Genomic DNA, 19,188 nt, shown 5'->3' with positions numbered 1-19,188 from the left:
TTGAAGGCGACACCAACAAAGGACGCCTCCCGTGCAGCTCACCGTCTCGACCTGGAACATCAACTCGGTTCGCCTGCGCATCGATCAGGTGCGGCGTTTCCTGAGCGAACGTCGTCCCGACATCCTGTGCCTGCAGGAGACCAAGTGCCCGAACGACAAGTTTCCGCTCAAAGAGCTCCAGAGCTTCGGGTATCCGTTCGTGGTCCATATGGGCCAGAAGGGCTATAACGGCGTCGCGATCCTGTCGCGCTACCCGTTCTCGGCCACGAGCAACATGGAGATGTGCGGCCGCGCGGATGCCCGCCACATCACCGTGACCCTGGCGCGTGACGCCAAGAAGGCGGGCGGGATCACGATCCACAATTTCTACATCCCGGCGGGCGGCGACATCCCGGACCCGAAGCTGAACGAGAAGTTCCAGCACAAGCTCCAGTTCATGGAGGAGCTGCGCGCCTGGGGCGGCACCGCCAAGCCCACCGGCGCGCCCGCCATCCTGGTGGGCGACCTCAACGTGGCGCCCCTCGAGCACGACGTGTGGAGCCACAAGCAGCTCCTCGACGTGGTGAGCCATACGCCGGTCGAAACGAAGGCCCTGGAGGAGCTGCGCGGGGAGGCCGGCTGGACCGACGCCATGCGTCACCTGCGCCCGGAGCCCGAGAAGATCTATTCCTGGTGGAGCTACCGCTCTCCCGATTGGGCCGCCGCCAACAAGGGCCGCCGCCTCGACCATATCTGGCTCTCGGGCGACCTGGCCGGAACCCTGAAATCCATCGACGTCTCCCGCGAGACCCGCGGCTGGGAGCGTCCGTCCGACCATGTGCCGGTGACGGCGGTGCTGGAGCTCTAGCGGCCCGGTTCATGGGCCATCCGGACGAAGGCGATGGGGAGGCCTCCTAGGCCGCCGGCGTATCCCCGCCGTCGATCGCCATCAGCTGGCGCCGCACCCGCTCCAATCCCGCATTCATGCGCTCCAGCTCCTCGGCCATCGCGTCCTGGATCGACGCGGCGGCGCCCGGGAACTCCTCCAGGACCCGGCGCATGAGACTCGGGCTGATCCGGATCACCGCGGAGGGCTCGCGGGCCGTCGCGGTGGCGGGGCGCTCGATGCGGGTGAACAGGGCGGCCTGGCCGATGAGGCTGCCGGGCCCGGCGATGAAGGCCGCGGGCGAGCCGTCGTCCCTGGCATCGAGGGCGACCGCGCCGCTCTTCACCACGTAGCCGCCATCCGACCGGTCGCCCTTGCGGAACAGCATGTCTCCGGCCCGGAGCACGCGCGGCTCCGCCGCGAAGGCGACGAGTCGAAGCGCGTCCCGTTCGAGCAGGTTCAGGAGGGGCGCCCGCGACAGGAGCCCGATATCGTCCTCGAGGGTCATGGGGTCAGGGCATCAGTTTGTAGCCGCCGGGCTCCGTCACGAGGATACGGGCGTTGGACGGGTCCGCCTCGATCTTCTGGCGCAGGCGGTAGATATGGGTTTCGAGGGTGTGGGTGGTGACGTTGGAGTTGTAGCCCCAGACCTCCGCCAGGAGGGTATCGCGCCCCACCACCTCCTGATTGGCCCGGTAGAGATAGCGCAGGATCGCCGTCTCCTTCTCGGTGAGCTTGAGCTTCGAGCCCTTATCGGTGGACAGGAGCTTCGAGCCCGGCCGGAACGTGTAGGGGCCGATCTGGAACACCGCGTCCTCGCTCGCCTCATACTGGCGCAGCTGCGCCCGGATGCGGGCCAGCAGCACCGCGAACTTGAAGGGCTTGGTCACGTAATCGTTGGCGCCCGCCTCCAGGCCCATGACGGTGTCGGCGTCCGAGCCCTGGCCGGTGAGCATGATCACGGGGCTGCGGAAGCCGTCCCGGCGCATCACCTTCACGGCCTCGCGGCCATCCATGTCGGGCAGGCCCACATCCATGATGGCGAGGTCGATGCGGGTGTCCTTGACCGTCTCGATGGCCTCGGTCGCGTTCTGGGCGGTCTTGATCTGGAACTCGTCGTAGAAGTCGAGCTGCTCGGCCAGGGTTTCGCGGAGATCCCGATCATCGTCGACGACAAGGATGCGGCTGGCATTCGACATCAGAAACCTTTCCGAAGCTGCAAGGGCGCGGGCTCTGGGAAAACCCGGCGCTTCGCCATAGAGTAGTCACTCCTGCCTTGACAACAAGAGGCGGCCCCTTCCCGTCCACCAAACTTGGCCCCTGCCGCCGCCCATGACGCGCCGCTATCTCCGCCTCCTCCGGGTCCATCCCTGCCCTCTCGACCGCAGACGGGGCCGCCTCGTGGCGGGCTCGATGGTGCTGCCCTGCGCCCTCGGCCGGTCCGGCATCACCCGCGCCAAGCGCGAGGGCGACGGTGCCTCGCCCGTAGGAATTTTCCCTCTCCTGCAAGGGTTTTACCGGGCGGATCACGGGCCGAGGCCGCGCTCGGGCCTCCGGCTCCGGCCCATCGGGCCCCGGGACGGCTGGTCCGACGATCCCGCCGACCGGCGCTACAACCGCCCGGTCCCCCTGCCCTGCCCGACGGGCCACGAGATCCTGTGGCGGGAGGATCATCTCTACGACATCGTGATCGACATCGCCTGGAATCGCGGGCCGATCCGGCGCGGCCGCGGCAGCGCCATCTTCCTGCACCTCGCCCGCCCGGGCTTCGAGCCGACCGCCGGCTGCGTCGCGGTGGAGCCCGCGAAGGCGAGACGGTTGCTGGAGCGGATCGGGCCGGAGACGCGGATCGAGATCGTCGGCTAGAGTCGCGGAGGCTTGCGATGCCCCTCCGGTGAGGATACCCTTCCTTACGAAGAAGGGTATCCTATGGCGCTCCAAATCAAGGATAAGGCAATCCTTCAGCAAATTGACCATCTCAGCCGGATGCGGCGGGTCTCCAAAACGGAAGTGATCCGGACGGCGCTCCGGCACGAGATCGAGAAGGAAGCCGAGAAGCTCGGTGTGCGGGAATTGTTGGCACCCGTCCTCGCCAAGGCCGACGCCATGGGGACCCGCAAGCCAACAACGCCGGAAGACGATAAGCGCTTCTTCGACGAGTTGTGGGGCGAGTAAGATGTTTCTCGATGCCTCAGCGGTTCTCGGCATCCTTCTCAATGAACCGGATCGTGATGCTCTCCTCAGCCGCATCGAAGCGAGCCGGACCCCACTGACCACCTCGCCTCTCGCGACCATGGAAGCCGTCACCGGGTTCGCAGCCCGGAGGAGCGTGCCTGTCGAAGACGCTTTGGAGGTCGTCATGGCCTTCATGACCAGTCTCAAGGTGAGAACCATCTCCATCACGCCGGAGATCGGCGCGGGAGCCATCCGGGCCTATGCGACCTATGGCAAGGGACACGGCAAGGGACGAGGCACCTCTGCGAAGCTCAACATGGGCGATTGCTTCGCCTATGCCTGCGCCAAGAATTATGGCCTCCCGCTTCTCCATAAGGGTCACGAGTTCAGCGAAACCGATCTTCGTCAGCCGGGCGATTAAGGTCTTCAGCGTCCGCCAAAAATCGCGCTGCCGACCCGTACATGGGTGGCGCCCATCTGGATCGCGGCGTCAAAATCGGCGCTCATGCCCATGGAGAGGGTGCTCAATCCGTTGCGCCGCGCGATGGTGTTGAGCAGGCCGAAATGCGGCGAGGGCGGATCCTGGCTGGGCGGGATGCACATGAGGCCTTCGACCGTCAGGCCGTAGGCGTCCCGGCAGGCGGCCAGGAAGGCGTCGGCCTCGGCCGGCATCACGCCGCCCTTCTGCGGCTCCTCGCCGGTATTGACCTGCACCAGCAGGCGCGGCGCGCGCCCGGCCTTCCGGATCTCTTTCGCGAGCGCTTCGGCCAGGGACGGGCGGTCGAGGGTGTGGATCATGTCGAACAGCGCCACCGCTTCCCGGGCCTTGTTGGATTGCAGGGGCCCGATGAGGTGAACCTCGGCGTCGGGATAGCGCTCCTTGAGGGCCGGCCACTTGGCCTTGGCCTCCTGCACGTAGTTCTCGCCGAACACCCGCTGGCCCGCCGCCAGCACCGGCTCGATGGCCTCCGCCGGAAAGGTCTTGGACACCGCGATCAGGGTCACGGAGGCCGGGTCCCTGTCGGAATCGGACGCGGCCCGCCCGATGGCGGCGCGAACCGCGTGCAGGTTCTCGACGGATGGGGTGTCGCTCATGGGATCCTCTGTCAGACGGTTCCGGCGCGGCCTCATAGCCGGTCTGTCGCGCACGCGAACCCGTTGACCGCGCCGCGTGCCTGTGTCCTAGTCCGCCGCGACCGAGCGGCGCAAGCCGTATGACTGTTTTGCTTGATGGATATGCGAGAACGATGAGGTCCGAGCGCTACAACGCCAAGGAAGCCGAACCCAAATGGCGCCAGGTGTGGAACGAGCACGATCTGTTCGCCACGAAGAACGACGATCCGCGCCCGAAATACTACGTGCTGGAGATGTTCCCCTACCCGTCCGGGCGCATCCACATGGGTCACGTGCGCAACTACGCCATGGGCGACGTGGTGGCCCGCTACAAGCGCGCCCGGGGCTTCAACGTCCTTCATCCCATGGGCTGGGACGCCTTCGGCATGCCGGCCGAGAACGCCGCCATGCAGAACAAGGTCCATCCCAAGGAATGGACCTATGCCAATATCGCCAGCATGCGGTCCCAGCTGCAATCCATGGGCTTGTCCCTGGACTGGAGCCGGGAGATCGCCACCTGCGATCCGGCCTATTACAAGCACCAGCAGAGCATGTTCGTCGATTTCCTGAAGGCGGGAATCGTCGACCGCAAGACCGCCAAGGTGAACTGGGATCCGGTGGACCAGACGGTGCTCGCCAACGAGCAGGTGATCGACGGGCGCGGCTGGCGCTCGGGCGCCCTGGTCGAACAGCGCGAGCTGACCCAGTGGTTCTTCAAGATCACCGACTTTGCCCAGGACCTCTCCGACAAGCTCGACACCCTGGACCGCTGGCCCGAAAAGGTGCGCCTGATGCAGCGCAACTGGATCGGCCGCTCGGAAGGACTGCTGGTCCGCTTCGCCCTGGCACCTGAGACGACGCCCAACGGCGACAGCGAGCTGGAGATCTACACGACCCGGCCCGACACCCTGTTCGGTGCCCGCTTCCTGGCGCTCGCGCCGGATCATCCGCTCGCCCGGTCGGTGGCCGAGACCAATCCGGAGCTCGCCGCCTTCATCGAGGAGTGCAAGCGCGTCGGCACGGCGCAGGAGGCCATCGACAAGGCCGAGAAGCTGGGCTTCGACACCGGCATCCGCGCGGTGCATCCCTTCGACCCGTCCTGGACCCTGCCGGTTTACGTCGCCAACTTCATCCTGATGGACTACGGCACCGGCGCCATTTTCGGCTGCCCGGCGCACGACCAGCGCGACCTGGATTTCGTCAACAAGTACGGCCTCGGCAACACGCCCGTGGTCTGCCCGCCGGGCCAGGACCCCGCCACGTTCACGGTCACCGACACCGCCTATGACGGCGAGGGCCGGATGATCAACTCGCGCTTCCTCGACGGCATGACCATCGAGGCCGCCAAGGACGAGGTCGCCCGCCGCCTGGAATCCGAGACCCGCCACAACCGGCCGGTGGCCGAGCGCAAGGTCAACTTCCGCCTGCGTGACTGGGGCATCTCGCGCCAGCGCTACTGGGGCTGCCCGATCCCCATCATCCATTGCGACGAATGCGGCGTGGTGCCGGTGCCGAAAGAGCAGCTCCCGGTGGTGCTGCCGGAGGACGTGAGCTTCGACGTGCCCGGCAACCCCCTCGACCGGCATCCGACCTGGAAGCATGTGAGCTGCCCGCAATGCGGCGGGAAAGCCCGGCGCGAGACCGACACCATGGACACCTTCGTGGATTCGTCCTGGTACTTCGCGCGCTTTACCGACCCGCATCTGGCGGACGCGCCGACGGATCCCGGGGTGGTCGACCACTGGCTGCCCGTGGACCAGTATATCGGCGGCATCGAGCACGCGATCCTGCACCTGCTCTATTCGCGCTTCTTCACCCGCGCCATGAATCAGACCGGGCATTCCAACGTGCGCGACGGCGAGCCCTTCGCGGGGCTGTTCACGCAGGGCATGGTGGTGCACGAGACCTACAAGGCGTCCGACGGCACCTGGGTGCAGCCCAGCGAGGTGCGCATCGAGAGCGACGGCTCCCAGCGCCGGGCCGTGCACGTCACGACCGGCGCGCCGGTCACGATCGGCTCGGTCGAGAAGATGTCCAAGTCGAAGAAGAACACCGTCGACCCGGACGACATCATCGCGTCCTACGGGGCCGATACCGCGCGCTGGTTCATGCTGTCCGACTCGCCGCCCGAGCGCGACGTGATCTGGACCGAGGAAGGCGTGCAGGGCGCGGCCCGCTTCGTGCAGCGCGTCTGGCGCCTCGTGTCCGAGATCGCCGAGCGTTCGGGGGCCGCCGACGGCGCCGCTCCCACGGGCCCGCGCGGCACCGCCGTGCGCAAGGCCGCCCACAAGGCGCTCGCCGCCGTGGGCGAGGATGTGGAGCGCCTGCGCTTCAACCGCTGCGTGGCGCATCTCTACGAGCTGGCCAACGCCCTCCAGGAGCAGATCAACCCCACCGGACCGGCATCCGAACCCGGCCTCGCCGAGGCCTTCCGCGAGGCCGGGCGCATCTTCGTGCAGCTTCTCGCCCCGATGATGCCCCATCTGGCCGAGGAAGCCTGGCAGGTGCTGGGCCAGGACGGCCTTGTGGCCCAGGCCTCATGGCCGAAGCTGGACCCGTCCCTGCTGGTGGAGGACACCGTCACGTTGCCGGTGCAGGTGAACGGCAAGAAGCGCGCGGACGTGACCGTGGCCCGGGACGCCGACCAGGCCACCATCGAGGCCACCGTGCTCTCGCTAGATGCCGTGCAAAAGGCTATGGAAGGGAAGCCGGCCCGCAAGTTCATCGTGGTGCCGCAGAGGATCGTGAATGTCGTCGTTTAACGTCCCGTCTTTCAGCCCCCGCAGGGTCGCCCGCGTCGTGGCCGTCGCCGCCATGGCGTTGGGCCTCACGGCCTGCTTCAGGCCGCTTCACGGCCCGACCGCGAGCGGCGAGAACCTTCAGGCCGTGATGGCCTCCATCGATGTGCCGGAAAACCAGTTTCCCGACCAATACGCCCAGGTCGAGCACTATCTGCGCAGCGAGCTGATCTTCAACCTCAACGGCTCCGGCGTCCCGGCGCCGAAGAAGTACAAGCTGACCCTGGCCTATACCCAGGCGCTGGCGACACCCATCGTCGATTCGGTCTCGGGCCGGGCGCTCTCGGCCACCGTGTCGAGCACCCTGCGCTACACCCTGACCACCCTCGACGGTTCGCGGGCGATCACCACCGGCACCGCCTATTCGAACGCGACCTACGACCGGTTCGAGCAGCGCTTCGCCAGCATCCGGGCCAACCGGGACGCGCAGATCCGCGTGTCGAAAGACCTGGCCGATCAGGTGCGCACGCAGATCGCCGCCGCCCTGGCGACGCGGGGCTGACGCCCCCGTGCCGGGCATCAAGGCGGGTGACGTGGACGGGGTGCTGCGGCGTCCCAACCCGCACATCCTGGTCTTCCTGTTCTACGGTCCCGATATCGGCCTCGTGAGCGAGCGCGCCCGCGCGCTGGCGGAAGCGTCCGTGCCCGATCCGGCCGACCCGTTCCAGCTCATCCGCATCGACGGCGACACCATCGCGGCCGACCCGGCGCGCCTCGTGGACGAGGCCGGCACCATGGCGCTGTTCGGCGGCAAGCGGGCGCTCTGGATCAAGTCCACCTCCCGCAACATCGCGCCCGCCGTGGACGCGGTGCTCGACGCGAAGGTGCAGGACACCGTGATCGTCATCGAGGGCGGCGATCTCCCGAAATCCTCGCCGCTGCGGGCCGTGTGCGAGAAGTCGCAGCGGGCTCTCGCCCTGCCCTGCTACGCGGACGAGGGCCGCAATCTCGGAACGGTGGTGGACGAGGCCCTGAAAGAGGCGGGCTTCTCGATTTCCCGCGAGGCCCGCGCCGCCCTGCTCGCGAGTCTCGGCGGGGACCGGCTCGCCACACGCGGCGAACTCGCCAAGCTCATGCTCTACGCCCATGGCCAGCGCGAGATCACCCTGGACGACGTGGATGCGATCCTCAGCGACGTGTCCGGACTCGCCATGGATGCGGTGATCGACGCGGCTTTCTCGGGGGCCGGAAACGAGCTCGAAATCGGCTCCCGACGCCTGGCCGCCGAGGGCACCCACGCGTCCGTGCTCCTGGGGGCCGCCCTGCGTCACGCTCTCGCGCTGCTGCCGGCCCGTCAATCGGTGGAGGAAGGCCGTCCCGTGAAGAGCGTGGTGGAGGGCATGCGCGGCCTGCATTTCCGCCGCAAGGACGCCATGGAACGGCACCTGCAGCGCTGGACGGCGGCCAACCTGAGGGGCGCCATCGCGGCGATCCAGGCCAGCCTGCTCGACAGCCGCCGCATGGCCGATCTCGGCGACGCCATCGCGGTCAAGACCCTGTTGGACCTCGCCCGCGCGGCGCGCCGTTGACCGAACTTAAAGCACTGTAATTCTTACGTTTTCTCCATCCCCGGAGGTGTTCAGGCGCCGGCAGAGCCCGTCGAGCTGCTCCAGGGTCTCGTAGCGCACGCGCAACTCCCCGCCCTGACCCTTGTGGTCGATCGCGACCTTGAGTCCAAGCACGTTCTGCAGGGCCTCCTCAAGCGCCCGGGTGTCCGCATCCTTCTCCTTCCGGGACTTCGGCGCGGCCTTCGGGTTGGTGTCCGCCTTGCCGGCATTGTCGGCCTGGGCGATCTCCTCGACGCCGCGAACGCTGAGACCCTCGTCGAGAATGCGCTGCGCCACGCGAACCGGGTCCTTGACGGCCAGGAGCGCCCGCCCGTGGCCGGCCGTAATCTTACGTTCGACCAACAGTGCACGGATCGCGTCCGGCAGGTCCATCAGGCGCATCATGTTCGCGATGTGGCTGCGGCTCTTGCCGATGATCTTGGATAGGTTGTCCTGGGTGTATTTGAACTCGGCCATCAGGCGCTCATACCCTTGCGCCTCCTCGACGGGGTTCAGGTCCGAGCGCTGGACGTTTTCCAGGATGGCATATTCCAACGAGGTCTTGTCATCGATGTCGACCACGACCACCGGCACCTCGTGCAGGCCCGCCTGCTGGGCGGCACGCCAGCGGCGCTCGCCCGCCACGATCTCGAACGCATCCGGCAGCTTCGGCATCGGCCGCACGACGATGGGCTGAATGATCCCGCGGTCCTGGATGGATTGGGCCAGTTCCTTGAGATCGCCGTCCTCGAAATGCTTGCGCGGGTTGCGCGGGTTCGGCCGCAAAAACTCGACGGGAACGCGTCTTTGACCCCGTCCCTTTTCCACCACGCCGATCTCGTCGCCGACCTCGCCGATCAGCGCCGCCAATCCCCGCCCGAGCCTGCTGGGCTTCGCCCCGTCTTCCGCCATGATGTTCCCTTACGCGACTGTGTGGTCAAGCGGCCCGGAGGGCGCGCTCCCGTTGAATGATTTCGGAGGCCAGCCGGAGATAGGCCTGCGATCCGGCGCATTTGAGATCGTAGAGCAGCACCGGCTTGCCGTGGGATGGCGCCTCCGACACACGCACATTGCGCGGGATCATCGTCTCGTAGACCTTGCTGCCCATAAACTGACGCACATCCGCCACCACCTGACCCGAAAGATTGTTACGCGGGTCGAACATGGTGAGCACGACCCCGTGGATGGTCAGGCTCGGATTGAGGGACGTGCGCACCTGCTCGACGGTCTTGAGCAATTGGCTCAGGCCCTCGAGAGCGAAGAACTCGCACTGGAGCGGCACGAGCACGGCGTCGGCCGCCGTGAGAGCGTTGATCGTGAGCAGGTTCAGGGACGGCGGGCAGTCGATCAGCACATAGGTGAAGGGATCGGCGCTGGTTTTGGCCATCAGGCCCTTGATGGCCATGCGCAGGCGGTGGGCCCGATCGCGTTCGTTGGCGATCTCGAGTTCGACGCCCAGCAAGTCGAGGGTCGACGGCGCCACGCAGAGCCGGGGCACGACGGTCTCGGTGATGGCCTCCTCGAGGGAGGCTTCGCCGCCGAGGACGTGATAGGTCGAGATCTGGCGGCTTTTACGGTCGATCCCGAGACCCGTCGAGGCGTTGCCCTGCGGATCGAGGTCGATGATCAGCACCTTCTCGCCGATCGCCGCGAGCGCCGTTCCGAGATTGATGGCCGTGGTCGTCTTGCCGACCCCGCCCTTCTGATTGGCCAGTACCAGAATACGCGGCTTGCCGAGCTGAGTGGTGAGACTCGCTCCGCCAGGGGAAACCGTCATGGTTTATGTCTCGAAGGATGTAATGCGGATGATGCCAGCCTCGGAATCAGTCCGGCTGGGCATGATGTCGGCCTCGAATGTCCATCGTTTTCGGGCATCGGTCAATTCGGTTTGGAGGTCCCTGCCCTTGGGAAACATCCCGGTTGTGCCCGCTTTCAACAACGGGGCGGTCCACTCGATCAGCTGTGTGAGGGACGCCAAGGCACGGGCTGAGACGATATCGGCCTGCCCGACGAAACCTGGGACCACCTGTTCGACACGCGCTTCAAGGATGGTCACAGGCGTCTCCGTGACGCGGGCGGCGTGACGCAGGAAAGCGCATTTCCGGGCATTGCTTTCCACGAGCGCGACCTCGAGCCCAGTCTCTCGCCCCGCGATGGCCAGGACAAGCCCCGGAAAACCGGCCCCTGAGCCCAGGTCGAACCAGCGCCCGGCGGTGCCGCGATAGGCGAGAAGTTGGAGTGAGTCTTCGATGTGTCGATTCCAGATGTGGTCGAGGGTTCCGGGACCGACGAGGTTCTTGATCGCCTGCCAGCGCTGAAGCTCCGACACCAAAAGCTGGAGCTTCTCATATGTTTCACGTGAAACATCCACCGAAGCGACCGAGTGGATCGCCGAATCTGTCATCGGACCGTCTCCCCTGCCGCAACGGATCTGGACGTCCGCTTTACGTGGGCCGCCAAGAGAGTCAGCGCCGCAGGTGTGATTCCCTCGATGCGGGCTGCTTGTCCTAGGGTCGCGGGTCGGACCGTCTCCAGCTTGAGCTTGATCTCGTTCGACAAACCCGGCAGCGCCTTGAAATCGATATCACTGCGAAGAACGATGGCCTCGTCGCGACGATACGCAGCGATGTCGGCATCCTGCCGTTCGAGATAGACCGCGTAAGTCGCATCGGTCTTCAACCTCTCACGCACCTTCGCAGAAGCCTGTCCCAGATGGGGCCAGATCCGACTGAGATCGCTCCACTGCAGGGCCGGATAGGACAGGAGCTGATAGGCTGTGCGCCGAATGCCGTCACGATTCAGGTCGATTCCCTGCTTCAAGGCTTCGCCGGGCGTGACCGTCAGGGTGTTCAAGAGGTGACGCAGATCCATCAGCTCCGCCTGGGCGGCGTGGTAGTGCCGGGCCCGTTCCGGGCCGATGCACCCGGATGCCAGACCTTTCGAGGTCAATCGCTCGTCGGCATTGTCGGTGCGCAAGCTGAGCCGATACTCGGATCGCGACGTGAACATGCGATAGGGTTCGCTGACGCCGCGCGTGACCAGATCGTCGATCAACACACCGATATAAGACTCGGCGCGGTCGAAGACGATGCCGGTCTGATCCCCTGCCCGGCGCGCCGCGTTGAGACCGGCGACAAGACCCTGGGCGGCAGCCTCCTCGTAGCCGGTCGTTCCGTTGATCTGACCGGCCAGGAACAGGCCCGCGATGGCTTTGGTCTCCAAGGTGGCTGTCAGATTCCGGGGATCCACGAAGTCATACTCGATGGCGTAGCCGGGCTGGATCATGCGGGCGCGTTCGAGCCCTGGAATATGTTCTAGCAAGGCCTGTTGAACGTCCTCCGGCAACGAGGTCGAAATGCCGTTGGGATAAACCGTGATGTCGTCCAACCCTTCCGGCTCCAGGAAGATCTGATGACTGTCGCGATCGCCGAAACGAACGACCTTGTCCTCGATCGACGGGCAGTAGCGAGGGCCTCTGCTCAAGATATCGCCACAATACATGGGCGCACGGTGAAGGTTGGCGCGGATCAGGTCATGACCCGCCCCTGTGGTGCGGGTGATGCCGCACTCGATCTGAGGTGTTGAGATCCGTTCCGTCAGGGCCGAGAACGGGACAGGTTCGGCATCGGCCGCTTGCTTGTCGAGTGAGGCCCAGTCGATAGTCCGCCCGTCGAGCCGCGGCGGCGTCCCGGTTTTCAGGCGGCCGAGATCGAAGCCGAAGCGCCGCAGGGTGGCAGACAATCCGAGAGCCGGCCCCTCTCCCATGCGCCCGGCGGCGATCTTACGTTCGCCGATATGAATCAGTCCGGAGAGAAAGGTCCCGGTCGTCAGGACCACCGATCCGGTGCTCAATTGGCGACCGTCGCCCAGGATGAGGCCGGTGACGCGGTTTTCCTCCAAAGCGATGTCGTGCGCTTCAGCTTCGATGATCGTCAGGTTCGGCGTGCGGCTCAGCTCGTCTTGCATCGCACGAGCGTAAAGCTTCCGGTCGGCCTGTGTGCGGGGTCCGCGCACGGCTGGACCCTTGCGGCGGTTCAGGAGGCGAAACTGGATGCCGGCCTGATCGGCGATCCGACCCATGACCCCATCGAGCGCGTCGATCTCCCGGACGAGGTGGCCCTTGCCGAGGCCTCCGATGGCAGGGTTGCACGACATGGCACCAATAGTGGCGCGTTTTTGGGTCACCAGAGCGGTTTTGGCGCCGGCGCGTGCGGAAGCCGCGGCTGCCTCGGCGCCAGCATGGCCGCCGCCCACGACGATGACATCGAAGTTTATACTCATTTGAATCTCATGGGGCCGATCGGTCGGAGTGGTTCTCAAGCTATGTTTCACGTGAAACATTCCGAGTCGGCCGAGGGCTCACTGGTACCTGATTATGGTCTCGAGAGGAACCTGCCTGACAGTCCCACAATGACACAGGACATATGCTGCAGCGCAAAAAAATGCGGCGGATCACTTGCCGATGCAGAAGCCCGCGAAGAGGCGATCCAAAACGTGCTCCACATCCACGCGGCCGGTCACTTTCCCGAGGGCCCGAACTCCAAGGCGAACATCCTCGGTCGCGAGCTCGAGCCCGTCGCCGGCCTTCAGGGACGAGAGGGCCCGATGGAAGGCCCCAGATGCCTCTTCGAGCGCCCAACGGTGGCGATCCCGGGTGATGATGGCGTCGGCACCCTCGCCCGTGAGAGCTTCGGCGTCCCGTTTTAGGTGCTCCAGCAGCTCTCCCATACCCTCCCCCGTGAGAGCCGAGATTCCGAGAGCGCAATCCGCGCGCCGGTCCCCAAGGTCGGTCTTTGACGCCACCCGCAGGACGGATCGGCCCTCGGGCGGGTTTTGCGCCGGATCGTCCGGACCCAGCAGCCAGAGCACCATGTCGGCCGTGCGAGCACGAGCGCGGGCCCGCTGGACGCCCTCCCGCTCGATCAGGTCGTCACTCTCCCGCAGGCCAGCCGTATCCACCACCGTCACGGCGATCCCGCCGAGGTCGCAACGGACCTCGATCGCGTCGCGCGTGGTTCCAGCCATTGGCGACACGATCGCCACGTCCCGCCGGGCCAAGGCGTTGAGAAGGGTCGATTTTCCCGCATTGGGCGAGCCGACCAGCACCACGGTGAGTCCCTCTCGCAGGCGCTCACCGGCCGGATTCGCTAGCGCGGTGTCGATCTCGGTCACAAGGTCTGACAGGCGACCGGCTGCGCTCGTCTCCAGGTCATCCGGTACGCCGTCTTCGTCCGAGAAATCCAAGGTGGCTTCCAAAGCCGCCAGGATATCGATTCCGGCATGCCGCCAGCGCTCGGCCGCTTGTCCCAGATGGCCCTCCAGGTGAAGAAGGGCCTGCCGACGCTGGGCCTCGGTCTCGGCGTCGATCAGATCCGCGAGGCCCTCCACCTGTGTGAGATCCATCCGGCCGTTGAGAAAGGCTCTTCGGGTGAACTCCCCGGCCTCAGCCGGGCGGCAACCCCGGATGGCCCCCAGGGTTCGCAGCACCGCCGCGCGGCTCGCCAGACCACCGTGAATGTGCAGTTCGGCTTGGTCCTCACCCGTGAAACTCCTGGGACCCGGCATCCAGGCCACGAGCGCCTGGTCGAGTTCCGCGCCCGCAGGATCCCTCAAGCGGCGCAGGACCAGCCGCCGCGGTTCGGGCACCCCGCCCGTCAGACCGGCGAGAACGGACAGGCAGGCCGGACCGCTGATCCTCACGACGCTCACGGCGGCGCGTCCCGATCCTGACGCAACGGCAAAGATGGTGTCGTCAAAGTGCATGTTCATCGAAACTCTGGCGTGGGAGGGGATGTCCCGAAGGTCACGGCTTTGCGTGGTCCCGGTTCACCGGCTCACAAGGCCGATGATCTTGTCAAGTTTCCCCTGGCATCCTAGACAGCACCACCTGCCCGGCCAGGGCAGGTGATGATCTCAGGGCGGGGTGAAAGTCCCCACCGGCGGTGATGGGGGCCCGTTTGGAAACCCTCGAGCCCGCGAGCGCTTCCCGGTCTCCGGGAGGGTCAGCAGATATGGTGAGAATCCAAAGCCGACGGTGACAGTCCGGATGAAAGAGATCGGTCATCCCGATGCCGCAAGCATGCGGTTCGTCGCGGTGTCCGCATGCCCTGATTCATGTCCCGGCCAAACAAGGAGCCATCATGAATCAGTCCCCCATCACGTCCCACGCCTCCAACCCTCTGCCGGTGCCCGTTCGAGTCGCGTTCGTCCAATCGTCCTGGCATCGGGATCTCATCGATCGGTGCCGAGACTCGTTTCTCGACGCGATGAGCGAGGCGGGCATTCCCCATGGGTCCGTCGACGTCCACCATGTTCCGGGCGCTTTTGAAATCCCCCTGAGAGTTCAACGTTTGGCGCGAACCCGGACCTATGCCGCCATCGTGGCGGCGGGGTTGGTCGTCGACGGTGGAATCTACCGGCATGAGTTCGTTGCCGAGGCGGTCATTTCCGGCCTCATGAGGGTTCAACTCGATGCGGACGTTCCGGTGCTTTCGGCGGTGCTGACCCCGCAGCACTTCCATGAACACGACACTCATCGGTCCTTCTTCTCCGATCACATGGTCGTGAAGGGCCGCGAGGCGGCCGCCGCGTGCCTGAGCGTTCTGGGCCGAGCCGAAGCCTAGGTTCCAAAAGAACAGGCCCCCGCGGAGCTCCGCGAGGGCCTGTCGAGACGGTCGATTCGGCCGCGATCAGGTGTTCATCGAGTCGAAGAAGTCGCTGTTCGACTTGGTCTGACGCAGCTTGTCGAGCAGGAACTCGATGGCGTCGACGGTACCCATCGGGTTGAGGATGCGGCGCAGCACATACATCTTCTTGAGCGTATCGCTAGGCACCAGCAGCTCCTCCTTGCGGGTGCCGGAGCGAGTGATGTCGATGGCCGGGAAGGTGCGCTTGTCGGCCACCTTGCGGTCCAGGATGATTTCCGAGTTGCCGGTGCCTTTGAACTCTTCGAAGATCACCTCGTCCATGCGCGAACCGGTATCGATGAGCGCCGTCGCGATGATGGTGAGCGAACCGCCCTCCTCGATGTTGCGGGCCGCGCCGAAGAAGCGCTTGGGACGCTGGAGCGCATTGGCGTCGACGCCGCCGGTGAGCACCTTGCCGGAGGACGGCACCACCGTGTTGTAGGCACGGCCCAAGCGGGTGATCGAGTCGAGCAGGATGACCACGTCGCGGCCATGCTCCACGAGGCGCTTGGCCTTTTCGATCACCATCTCGGCCACCTGCACGTGGCGGGTCGCGGGTTCGTCGAAGGTGGAGGCCACGACCTCGCCCTTCACGGAGCGCTGCATGTCCGTCACCTCTTCGGGGCGCTCGTCGATGAGCAGCACGATGAGGTAACATTCGGGATGGTTGGTGGTGATGGATTGGGCCACGTTCTGCATCAGCACCGTCTTACCGGTGCGCGGCGGGGCCACGATCAGGGCGCGCTGGCCCTTGCCGATGGGCGACACCACGTCGATGATGCGGGAGGAGAAGTCCTTGCGGGTCGGGTCCTCGATCTCGAGCTTGAAGCGCTCGGAGGGGAAGAGCGGCGTCAGGTTGTCGAAATGCACCTTGTGCCGGATCTTCTCGGGATCCTCAAAATTGATGGTGTTGACCTTGAGCAGGGCGAAATAGCGCTCACCCTCCTTGGGGCCGCGGATCGGGCCGTCCACCGTGTCGCCGGTGCGCAGGCCGAAGCGGCGGATCTGGCTGGGGCTGACGTAGATGTCGTCCGGGCCAGGCAGATAATTCGAGTCGGCCGAGCGCAGGAAGCCGAAGCCGTCCTGCAGCACCTCGACGACGCCCGCCCCGATAATCTCCACCTCACGGGCAGCCAGCTGCTTGAGAATGGCGAACATGAGCTCCTGCTTGCGCATGGTGCTGGCGTTCTCGACCTCCAGCTCCTCGGCAAAGGCGATCAGCTCGGTGGGCGACTTGGATTTCAGATCTTGAAGTTTGATTTCCCTCATCGGGGAACACTCTCAGGGTGGGAAGCGCGGGGCAGAGAGGACTGAACGCGCGAGGCGGAGGGGAAGGATGGTTCGACAGGGCCGCCCCTCATCACGATTGTGAAAGCGGGAGGGCTGATGAGGCCCGATGCAGCGCAACCTGTCTTTTAGGAAGAGGCCTGTCTTGTAACGCTTTTCCGGGCGAGTCTCAAGAGCCCTAGCTTGAGAATATGAAATAGCGGCCCGAATGTCCCAAGTCCATGGGGATATCTTTCGCGACGCCCTGCGGGACGAGCGCGCCCGGAACGTTCCGTGCGAGAAGCCGGTTATCGGCCTGCCGCTTCAACGCAAGGACACCCCGTGACCCAGCTGACCCTTTCCGACCTGTCCGACAAGATGCGCGAGATCGATTTCGCAATGCTGTCCACCCACACCGAAAGCGGCGAGATCGCCGGGCGCCCCATGAGCAATAACGGCGATGTTGCCTATGAGGGCGATTCGTATTTCTTCTCCTACGAGGACACGCGGACGATCGAGGACATCAAGCGCGACCCCAAGGTCGCCCTATCCTTCCAGGGCAGCAAAGGGCTCCTCGGCAAACCGCCGATCTTCATCGCCGTCGAAGGACGCGCCGAACTGATTCGCGACAAGGGTGCTTTCGAGGCGCATTGGACCAAGGATCTGGAGATCTGGTTCAAGGATGGCGTGAATACGCCCGGCCTCGTTCTGATCAAAGTCCATGCCAGCCGCATTCACTACTGGCAGGGCGCGGATGAGGGTGAGATCAAGGTCTAAGCACTTTCCCGCGCTGCAACGAGACCGGACAAACCGGGGACTCCTCTCCGGTTTTCGTTTCTTTATTACATTTTAAGATCGGGCCACTAAACAGGCTGCTTCGATAGGGAAAGCAGCAGCGCCGGGCCAGCGGCGCGATCCGGCCGGATAGGCTCGCCGGACTGTGGCGACAGCCTCGCCTTCGAAACGGAGGTGCAAGCGATGTGGTTTTGGCCCATCAGCTTCACCCTAGATATGAAAAAGACCCGGACGGGCTGGCAAGTCTCTGTCCGGGTCTGGATTATCTTCTAGGAACGAGGGGCGGGCGAAAGCCCGTCTCTCACTCCGGTACTATAAGCTGTAACGCCCTGACATTTCAAGGCCTTGCCATCCTGCCGTTAGAACGGCTTCACGATCACCAGGATCACGATGAGGATCATGAGCACCGTCGGGACCTCGTTGATCATCCGGTAGAACCGCGCCGGGCGCACGTTCTCGTCGGCGGCGAACACCTTCACGGTCTTGGACAGGAAGCCGTGCACGCCGGACAGGACCAGCACGAAGAGAAGCTTGGCGTGAAGCCAGCCCGAGGCGAACCAGCCCCCGTCCCAGGCGAGGTACAGGCCGAGCACCCAGGTGACGATCATGGCCGGGTTGATGATGGCCTTGAGGAGCCGCCGCTCCATGATCTTGAAGGTCTCGGACTGAATCGAGCCCATCTGGGCCTCGCAATGATAGACGAAGAGCCGTGGCAGATAGAGCATGCCAGCCATCCAGCTGATCACGGCGATCACGTGCAGGGCCTTGATCCAGAGATACATCATCGTGGGTGAGCCTTATGCGCCGCGCACGCGGGCCACGAGCTGGGAGACGTGCTCGGTCGGGGTCTCGGGCAGGATGCCGTGACCGAGGTTGAAGATGTGCGGGCGGCCGCGAGCCGCCTCCAGGACATGGTCGATGCCGTTCTCCAGGGGCTTTCCCCCGGCGATGAGCGCCAGCGGATCGAGATTGCCCTGGGTGGCGATGCCGGGCAGCGTCGGCAGGACGAGGGTGGGATCGAGGGTCCAGTCCAGGGCGAGCGCGTCGCCGATGCCGTTCTCGGCGAAGCGCCTGAGATGGGCGCCCCCGCCCCGCACGAACACGATGACCCGCGCGGCCGGGCGGGCCGCCTTCAGGCCGGACACGATGCGGCGGATGGGCTCCAGGGACAGGCGGTCGAAGAGCGCCGGCGGCAGGGCCGAGCCGAAGCTCTCGAAGATCTGCACGGCCTCGGCGCCCGCATCGATCTGCCGGATGAGGTAGACCGTCGAGGCCTCGACCAGCTTGTCGATCAGCTTTTGCATGAAGGCGGGATCGCGATAGGCGGTCAGGCGGGCCGGTGCCTGATCCGGCGTGCCCTTCCCGGCGATCATGTAGCTCGCGACCGTCCAGGGGGCCCCGCAGAAGCCCAGAAGCGTGGTCTCGGACGGGAGAGCACCCCGCAAACGGTCGAGGGTCTCGAAAACCGGCTCCAGACGGCTCAGGGGCAATTCCTCGGCCAGCCGCGCCAGATCGGTCTCTGACGTGACCGGGTCGAGCTTGGGGCCTTCGTTCTCGACGAAGCGGACCTCCTGGCCCAAGGCATGGGGAATGACCAAGATATCGGAGAATAGGATCGAGGCGTCGAAGCCGTAGCGGCGGATCGGCTGAAGCGTCACCTCGGTGGCGAGCTTCGGGTTGTAGCAGAGATCGAGGAACGATCCCGCTTCCGCCCGGGTGGCGCGGTATTCCGGCAGATACCGGCCCGCCTGCCGCATGATCCAGATCGGCAGCGGCCAGACAGGTTCGCCATCGAGCACGCGCAGGATCGTCTTGGATGAGGTCTTTTTGGGGGAACGCTCCGTCACAAGGCCTCTCTTCTAAAAAGATAGAATCTTAGATTCTGAGAATCTGTTGTTTCTCTTGGGCCGTGAATCGTAAAGCCGCAACCCCGTCCACAGGAC

General features: G+C 65.3%; 20 protein-coding genes and 1 riboswitch. Of the genes, 9 read left to right on the top strand and 11 right to left on the bottom strand.

What is annotated here, in order from left to right; genetic code table 11:
* Nucleotides 1-31 precede the first annotated feature (31 nt).
* On the top strand, nt 32-847 hold the full coding sequence (xth, locus tag ILT42_RS08015) for an exodeoxyribonuclease III (RefSeq protein ID WP_204214911.1): 816 nt from the start codon (nt 32-34) through the stop codon (nt 845-847).
* A gap of 46 nt (nt 848-893) precedes the next feature.
* On the opposite strand, the gene ILT42_RS08010 is transcribed toward xth, so the two are convergent.
* Together ILT42_RS08010 and ILT42_RS08005 are read right to left on the bottom strand one after the other, a co-directional pair.
* Nucleotides 894-1,373, bottom strand: coding sequence for a cyclic nucleotide-binding domain-containing protein (locus tag ILT42_RS08010; RefSeq protein ID WP_204214910.1), 480 nt, complete (start codon nt 1,371-1,373; stop codon nt 894-896).
* Nucleotides 1,374-1,377: 4 nt separating this feature from the next.
* Nucleotides 1,378-2,064, bottom strand: a complete 687-nt coding sequence (locus tag ILT42_RS08005; protein ID WP_204214909.1) for a response regulator transcription factor — start codon at nt 2,062-2,064, stop codon at nt 1,378-1,380.
* Between the two features lie 133 nt (nt 2,065-2,197).
* Between ILT42_RS08005 and ILT42_RS08000 the strand changes: the two genes are divergently transcribed.
* The 3 genes from ILT42_RS08000 to ILT42_RS07990 all read left to right on the top strand — a co-directional run bounded on the left by ILT42_RS08000 (nt 2,198) and on the right by ILT42_RS07990 (nt 3,461).
* Nucleotides 2,198-2,731, top strand: a complete 534-nt coding sequence (locus ILT42_RS08000) for a L,D-transpeptidase family protein (RefSeq protein ID WP_204214908.1) — start codon at nt 2,198-2,200, stop codon at nt 2,729-2,731.
* Nucleotides 2,732-2,794: 63 nt separating this feature from the next.
* The gene (locus tag ILT42_RS07995) at nt 2,795-3,040 is read left to right on the top strand and encodes a type II toxin-antitoxin system VapB family antitoxin (RefSeq protein WP_204214907.1); all 246 of its coding nucleotides are present in this window, start codon (nt 2,795-2,797) and stop codon (nt 3,038-3,040) included.
* 1 nt (nt 3,041) lies between these two features.
* Nucleotides 3,042-3,461: a type II toxin-antitoxin system VapC family toxin gene (locus ILT42_RS07990; RefSeq protein ID WP_204214906.1), complete on the top strand. Its 420-nt coding sequence runs from the start codon at nt 3,042-3,044 to the stop codon at nt 3,459-3,461.
* 5 nt (nt 3,462-3,466) lie between these two features.
* On the opposite strand, the gene ILT42_RS07985 is transcribed toward ILT42_RS07990, so the two are convergent.
* Complete coding sequence (locus tag ILT42_RS07985) at nt 3,467-4,135, bottom strand: YggS family pyridoxal phosphate-dependent enzyme (RefSeq protein WP_204214905.1); 669 nt, start codon at nt 4,133-4,135, stop codon at nt 3,467-3,469.
* 119 nt (nt 4,136-4,254) lie between these two features.
* Between ILT42_RS07985 and leuS the strand changes: the two genes are divergently transcribed.
* Genes leuS through holA form a run of 3 tightly spaced genes read left to right on the top strand, consistent with a single transcriptional unit; the run spans nt 4,255 to nt 8,480 of the window.
* Nucleotides 4,255-6,915: a leucine--tRNA ligase gene (leuS, locus tag ILT42_RS07980; RefSeq protein WP_407664508.1), complete on the top strand. Its 2,661-nt coding sequence runs from the start codon at nt 4,255-4,257 to the stop codon at nt 6,913-6,915.
* Nucleotides 6,902-7,453 (top strand): LPS assembly lipoprotein LptE, encoded by a 552-nt coding sequence (gene lptE / locus ILT42_RS07975; RefSeq protein ID WP_204214903.1) that lies wholly within the window; start codon nt 6,902-6,904, stop codon nt 7,451-7,453. Before leuS ends, lptE begins: the two co-directional genes overlap by 14 nt.
* A gap of 7 nt (nt 7,454-7,460) precedes the next feature.
* Nucleotides 7,461-8,480 carry a DNA polymerase III subunit delta gene (gene holA, locus ILT42_RS07970; protein WP_204214902.1) on the top strand — a complete coding sequence of 340 codons (1,020 nt, stop codon included), beginning with the start codon at nt 7,461-7,463 and terminating at the stop codon, nt 8,478-8,480.
* 6 nt (nt 8,481-8,486) lie between these two features.
* Here holA and ILT42_RS07965 read toward each other — a convergent pair whose 3' ends face one another.
* From ILT42_RS07965 to mnmE, 5 genes are all read right to left on the bottom strand, one after another.
* Nucleotides 8,487-9,410 carry a ParB/RepB/Spo0J family partition protein gene (locus ILT42_RS07965; protein ID WP_204214901.1) on the bottom strand — a complete coding sequence of 308 codons (924 nt, stop codon included), beginning with the start codon at nt 9,408-9,410 and terminating at the stop codon, nt 8,487-8,489.
* A 25-nt stretch (nt 9,411-9,435) separates the two neighbouring features.
* Nucleotides 9,436-10,275 carry a ParA family protein gene (locus ILT42_RS07960; RefSeq protein WP_204214900.1) on the bottom strand — a complete coding sequence of 280 codons (840 nt, stop codon included), beginning with the start codon at nt 10,273-10,275 and terminating at the stop codon, nt 9,436-9,438.
* 3 nt (nt 10,276-10,278) lie between these two features.
* Nucleotides 10,279-10,902, bottom strand: coding sequence for a 16S rRNA (guanine(527)-N(7))-methyltransferase RsmG (gene rsmG, locus ILT42_RS07955; protein WP_204214899.1), 624 nt, complete (start codon nt 10,900-10,902; stop codon nt 10,279-10,281).
* Complete coding sequence (gene mnmG, locus ILT42_RS07950) at nt 10,899-12,779, bottom strand: tRNA uridine-5-carboxymethylaminomethyl(34) synthesis enzyme MnmG (protein WP_204214898.1); 1,881 nt, start codon at nt 12,777-12,779, stop codon at nt 10,899-10,901. Before mnmG ends, rsmG begins: the two co-directional genes overlap by 4 nt.
* Nucleotides 12,780-12,950: 171 nt before the next feature.
* Entirely contained in the window at nt 12,951-14,261 is a 1,311-nt protein-coding gene (gene mnmE, locus ILT42_RS07945) for a tRNA uridine-5-carboxymethylaminomethyl(34) synthesis GTPase MnmE (RefSeq protein WP_229428531.1), read from the bottom strand.
* Nucleotides 14,262-14,403: 142 nt separating this feature from the next.
* Nucleotides 14,404-14,560, top strand: a riboswitch (FMN riboswitch).
* A gap of 78 nt (nt 14,561-14,638) precedes the next feature.
* Between mnmE and ILT42_RS07940 the strand changes: the two genes are divergently transcribed.
* Nucleotides 14,639-15,121: a 6,7-dimethyl-8-ribityllumazine synthase gene (locus ILT42_RS07940; RefSeq protein ID WP_204214896.1), complete on the top strand. Its 483-nt coding sequence runs from the start codon at nt 14,639-14,641 to the stop codon at nt 15,119-15,121.
* A gap of 66 nt (nt 15,122-15,187) precedes the next feature.
* Here ILT42_RS07940 and rho read toward each other — a convergent pair whose 3' ends face one another.
* A complete protein-coding gene (gene rho / locus ILT42_RS07935; protein ID WP_204214895.1) occupies nt 15,188-16,453 on the bottom strand; it encodes a transcription termination factor Rho in 1,266 nt (421 codons plus the stop codon).
* A 339-nt stretch (nt 16,454-16,792) separates the two neighbouring features.
* Between rho and ILT42_RS07930 the strand changes: the two genes are divergently transcribed.
* Nucleotides 16,793-17,227 carry a pyridoxamine 5'-phosphate oxidase family protein gene (locus tag ILT42_RS07930; protein WP_204214894.1) on the top strand — a complete coding sequence of 145 codons (435 nt, stop codon included), beginning with the start codon at nt 16,793-16,795 and terminating at the stop codon, nt 17,225-17,227.
* 377 nt (nt 17,228-17,604) lie between these two features.
* Here the strand turns inward: ILT42_RS07930 and hemJ are convergent, their stop codons facing one another.
* Both hemJ and hemE read right to left on the bottom strand, forming a co-directional pair.
* The gene (gene hemJ / locus ILT42_RS07925) at nt 17,605-18,027 is read right to left on the bottom strand and encodes a protoporphyrinogen oxidase HemJ (protein ID WP_324617724.1); all 423 of its coding nucleotides are present in this window, start codon (nt 18,025-18,027) and stop codon (nt 17,605-17,607) included.
* A gap of 15 nt (nt 18,028-18,042) precedes the next feature.
* Entirely contained in the window at nt 18,043-19,092 is a 1,050-nt protein-coding gene (gene hemE, locus ILT42_RS07920; RefSeq protein ID WP_204214892.1) for a uroporphyrinogen decarboxylase, read from the bottom strand.
* Between the last annotated feature and the right edge of the window lie 96 nt (nt 19,093-19,188).

Origin of the sequence: Microvirga pudoricolor, assembly GCF_016892705.1 — a bacterium.
GTDB classification, from domain to species: domain Bacteria; phylum Pseudomonadota; class Alphaproteobacteria; order Rhizobiales; family Beijerinckiaceae; genus Microvirga; species Microvirga pudoricolor.
The sequence above is the reverse complement of the archived record's forward strand: the minus strand, read 5'-3'. Positions and strand labels throughout refer to the sequence as shown.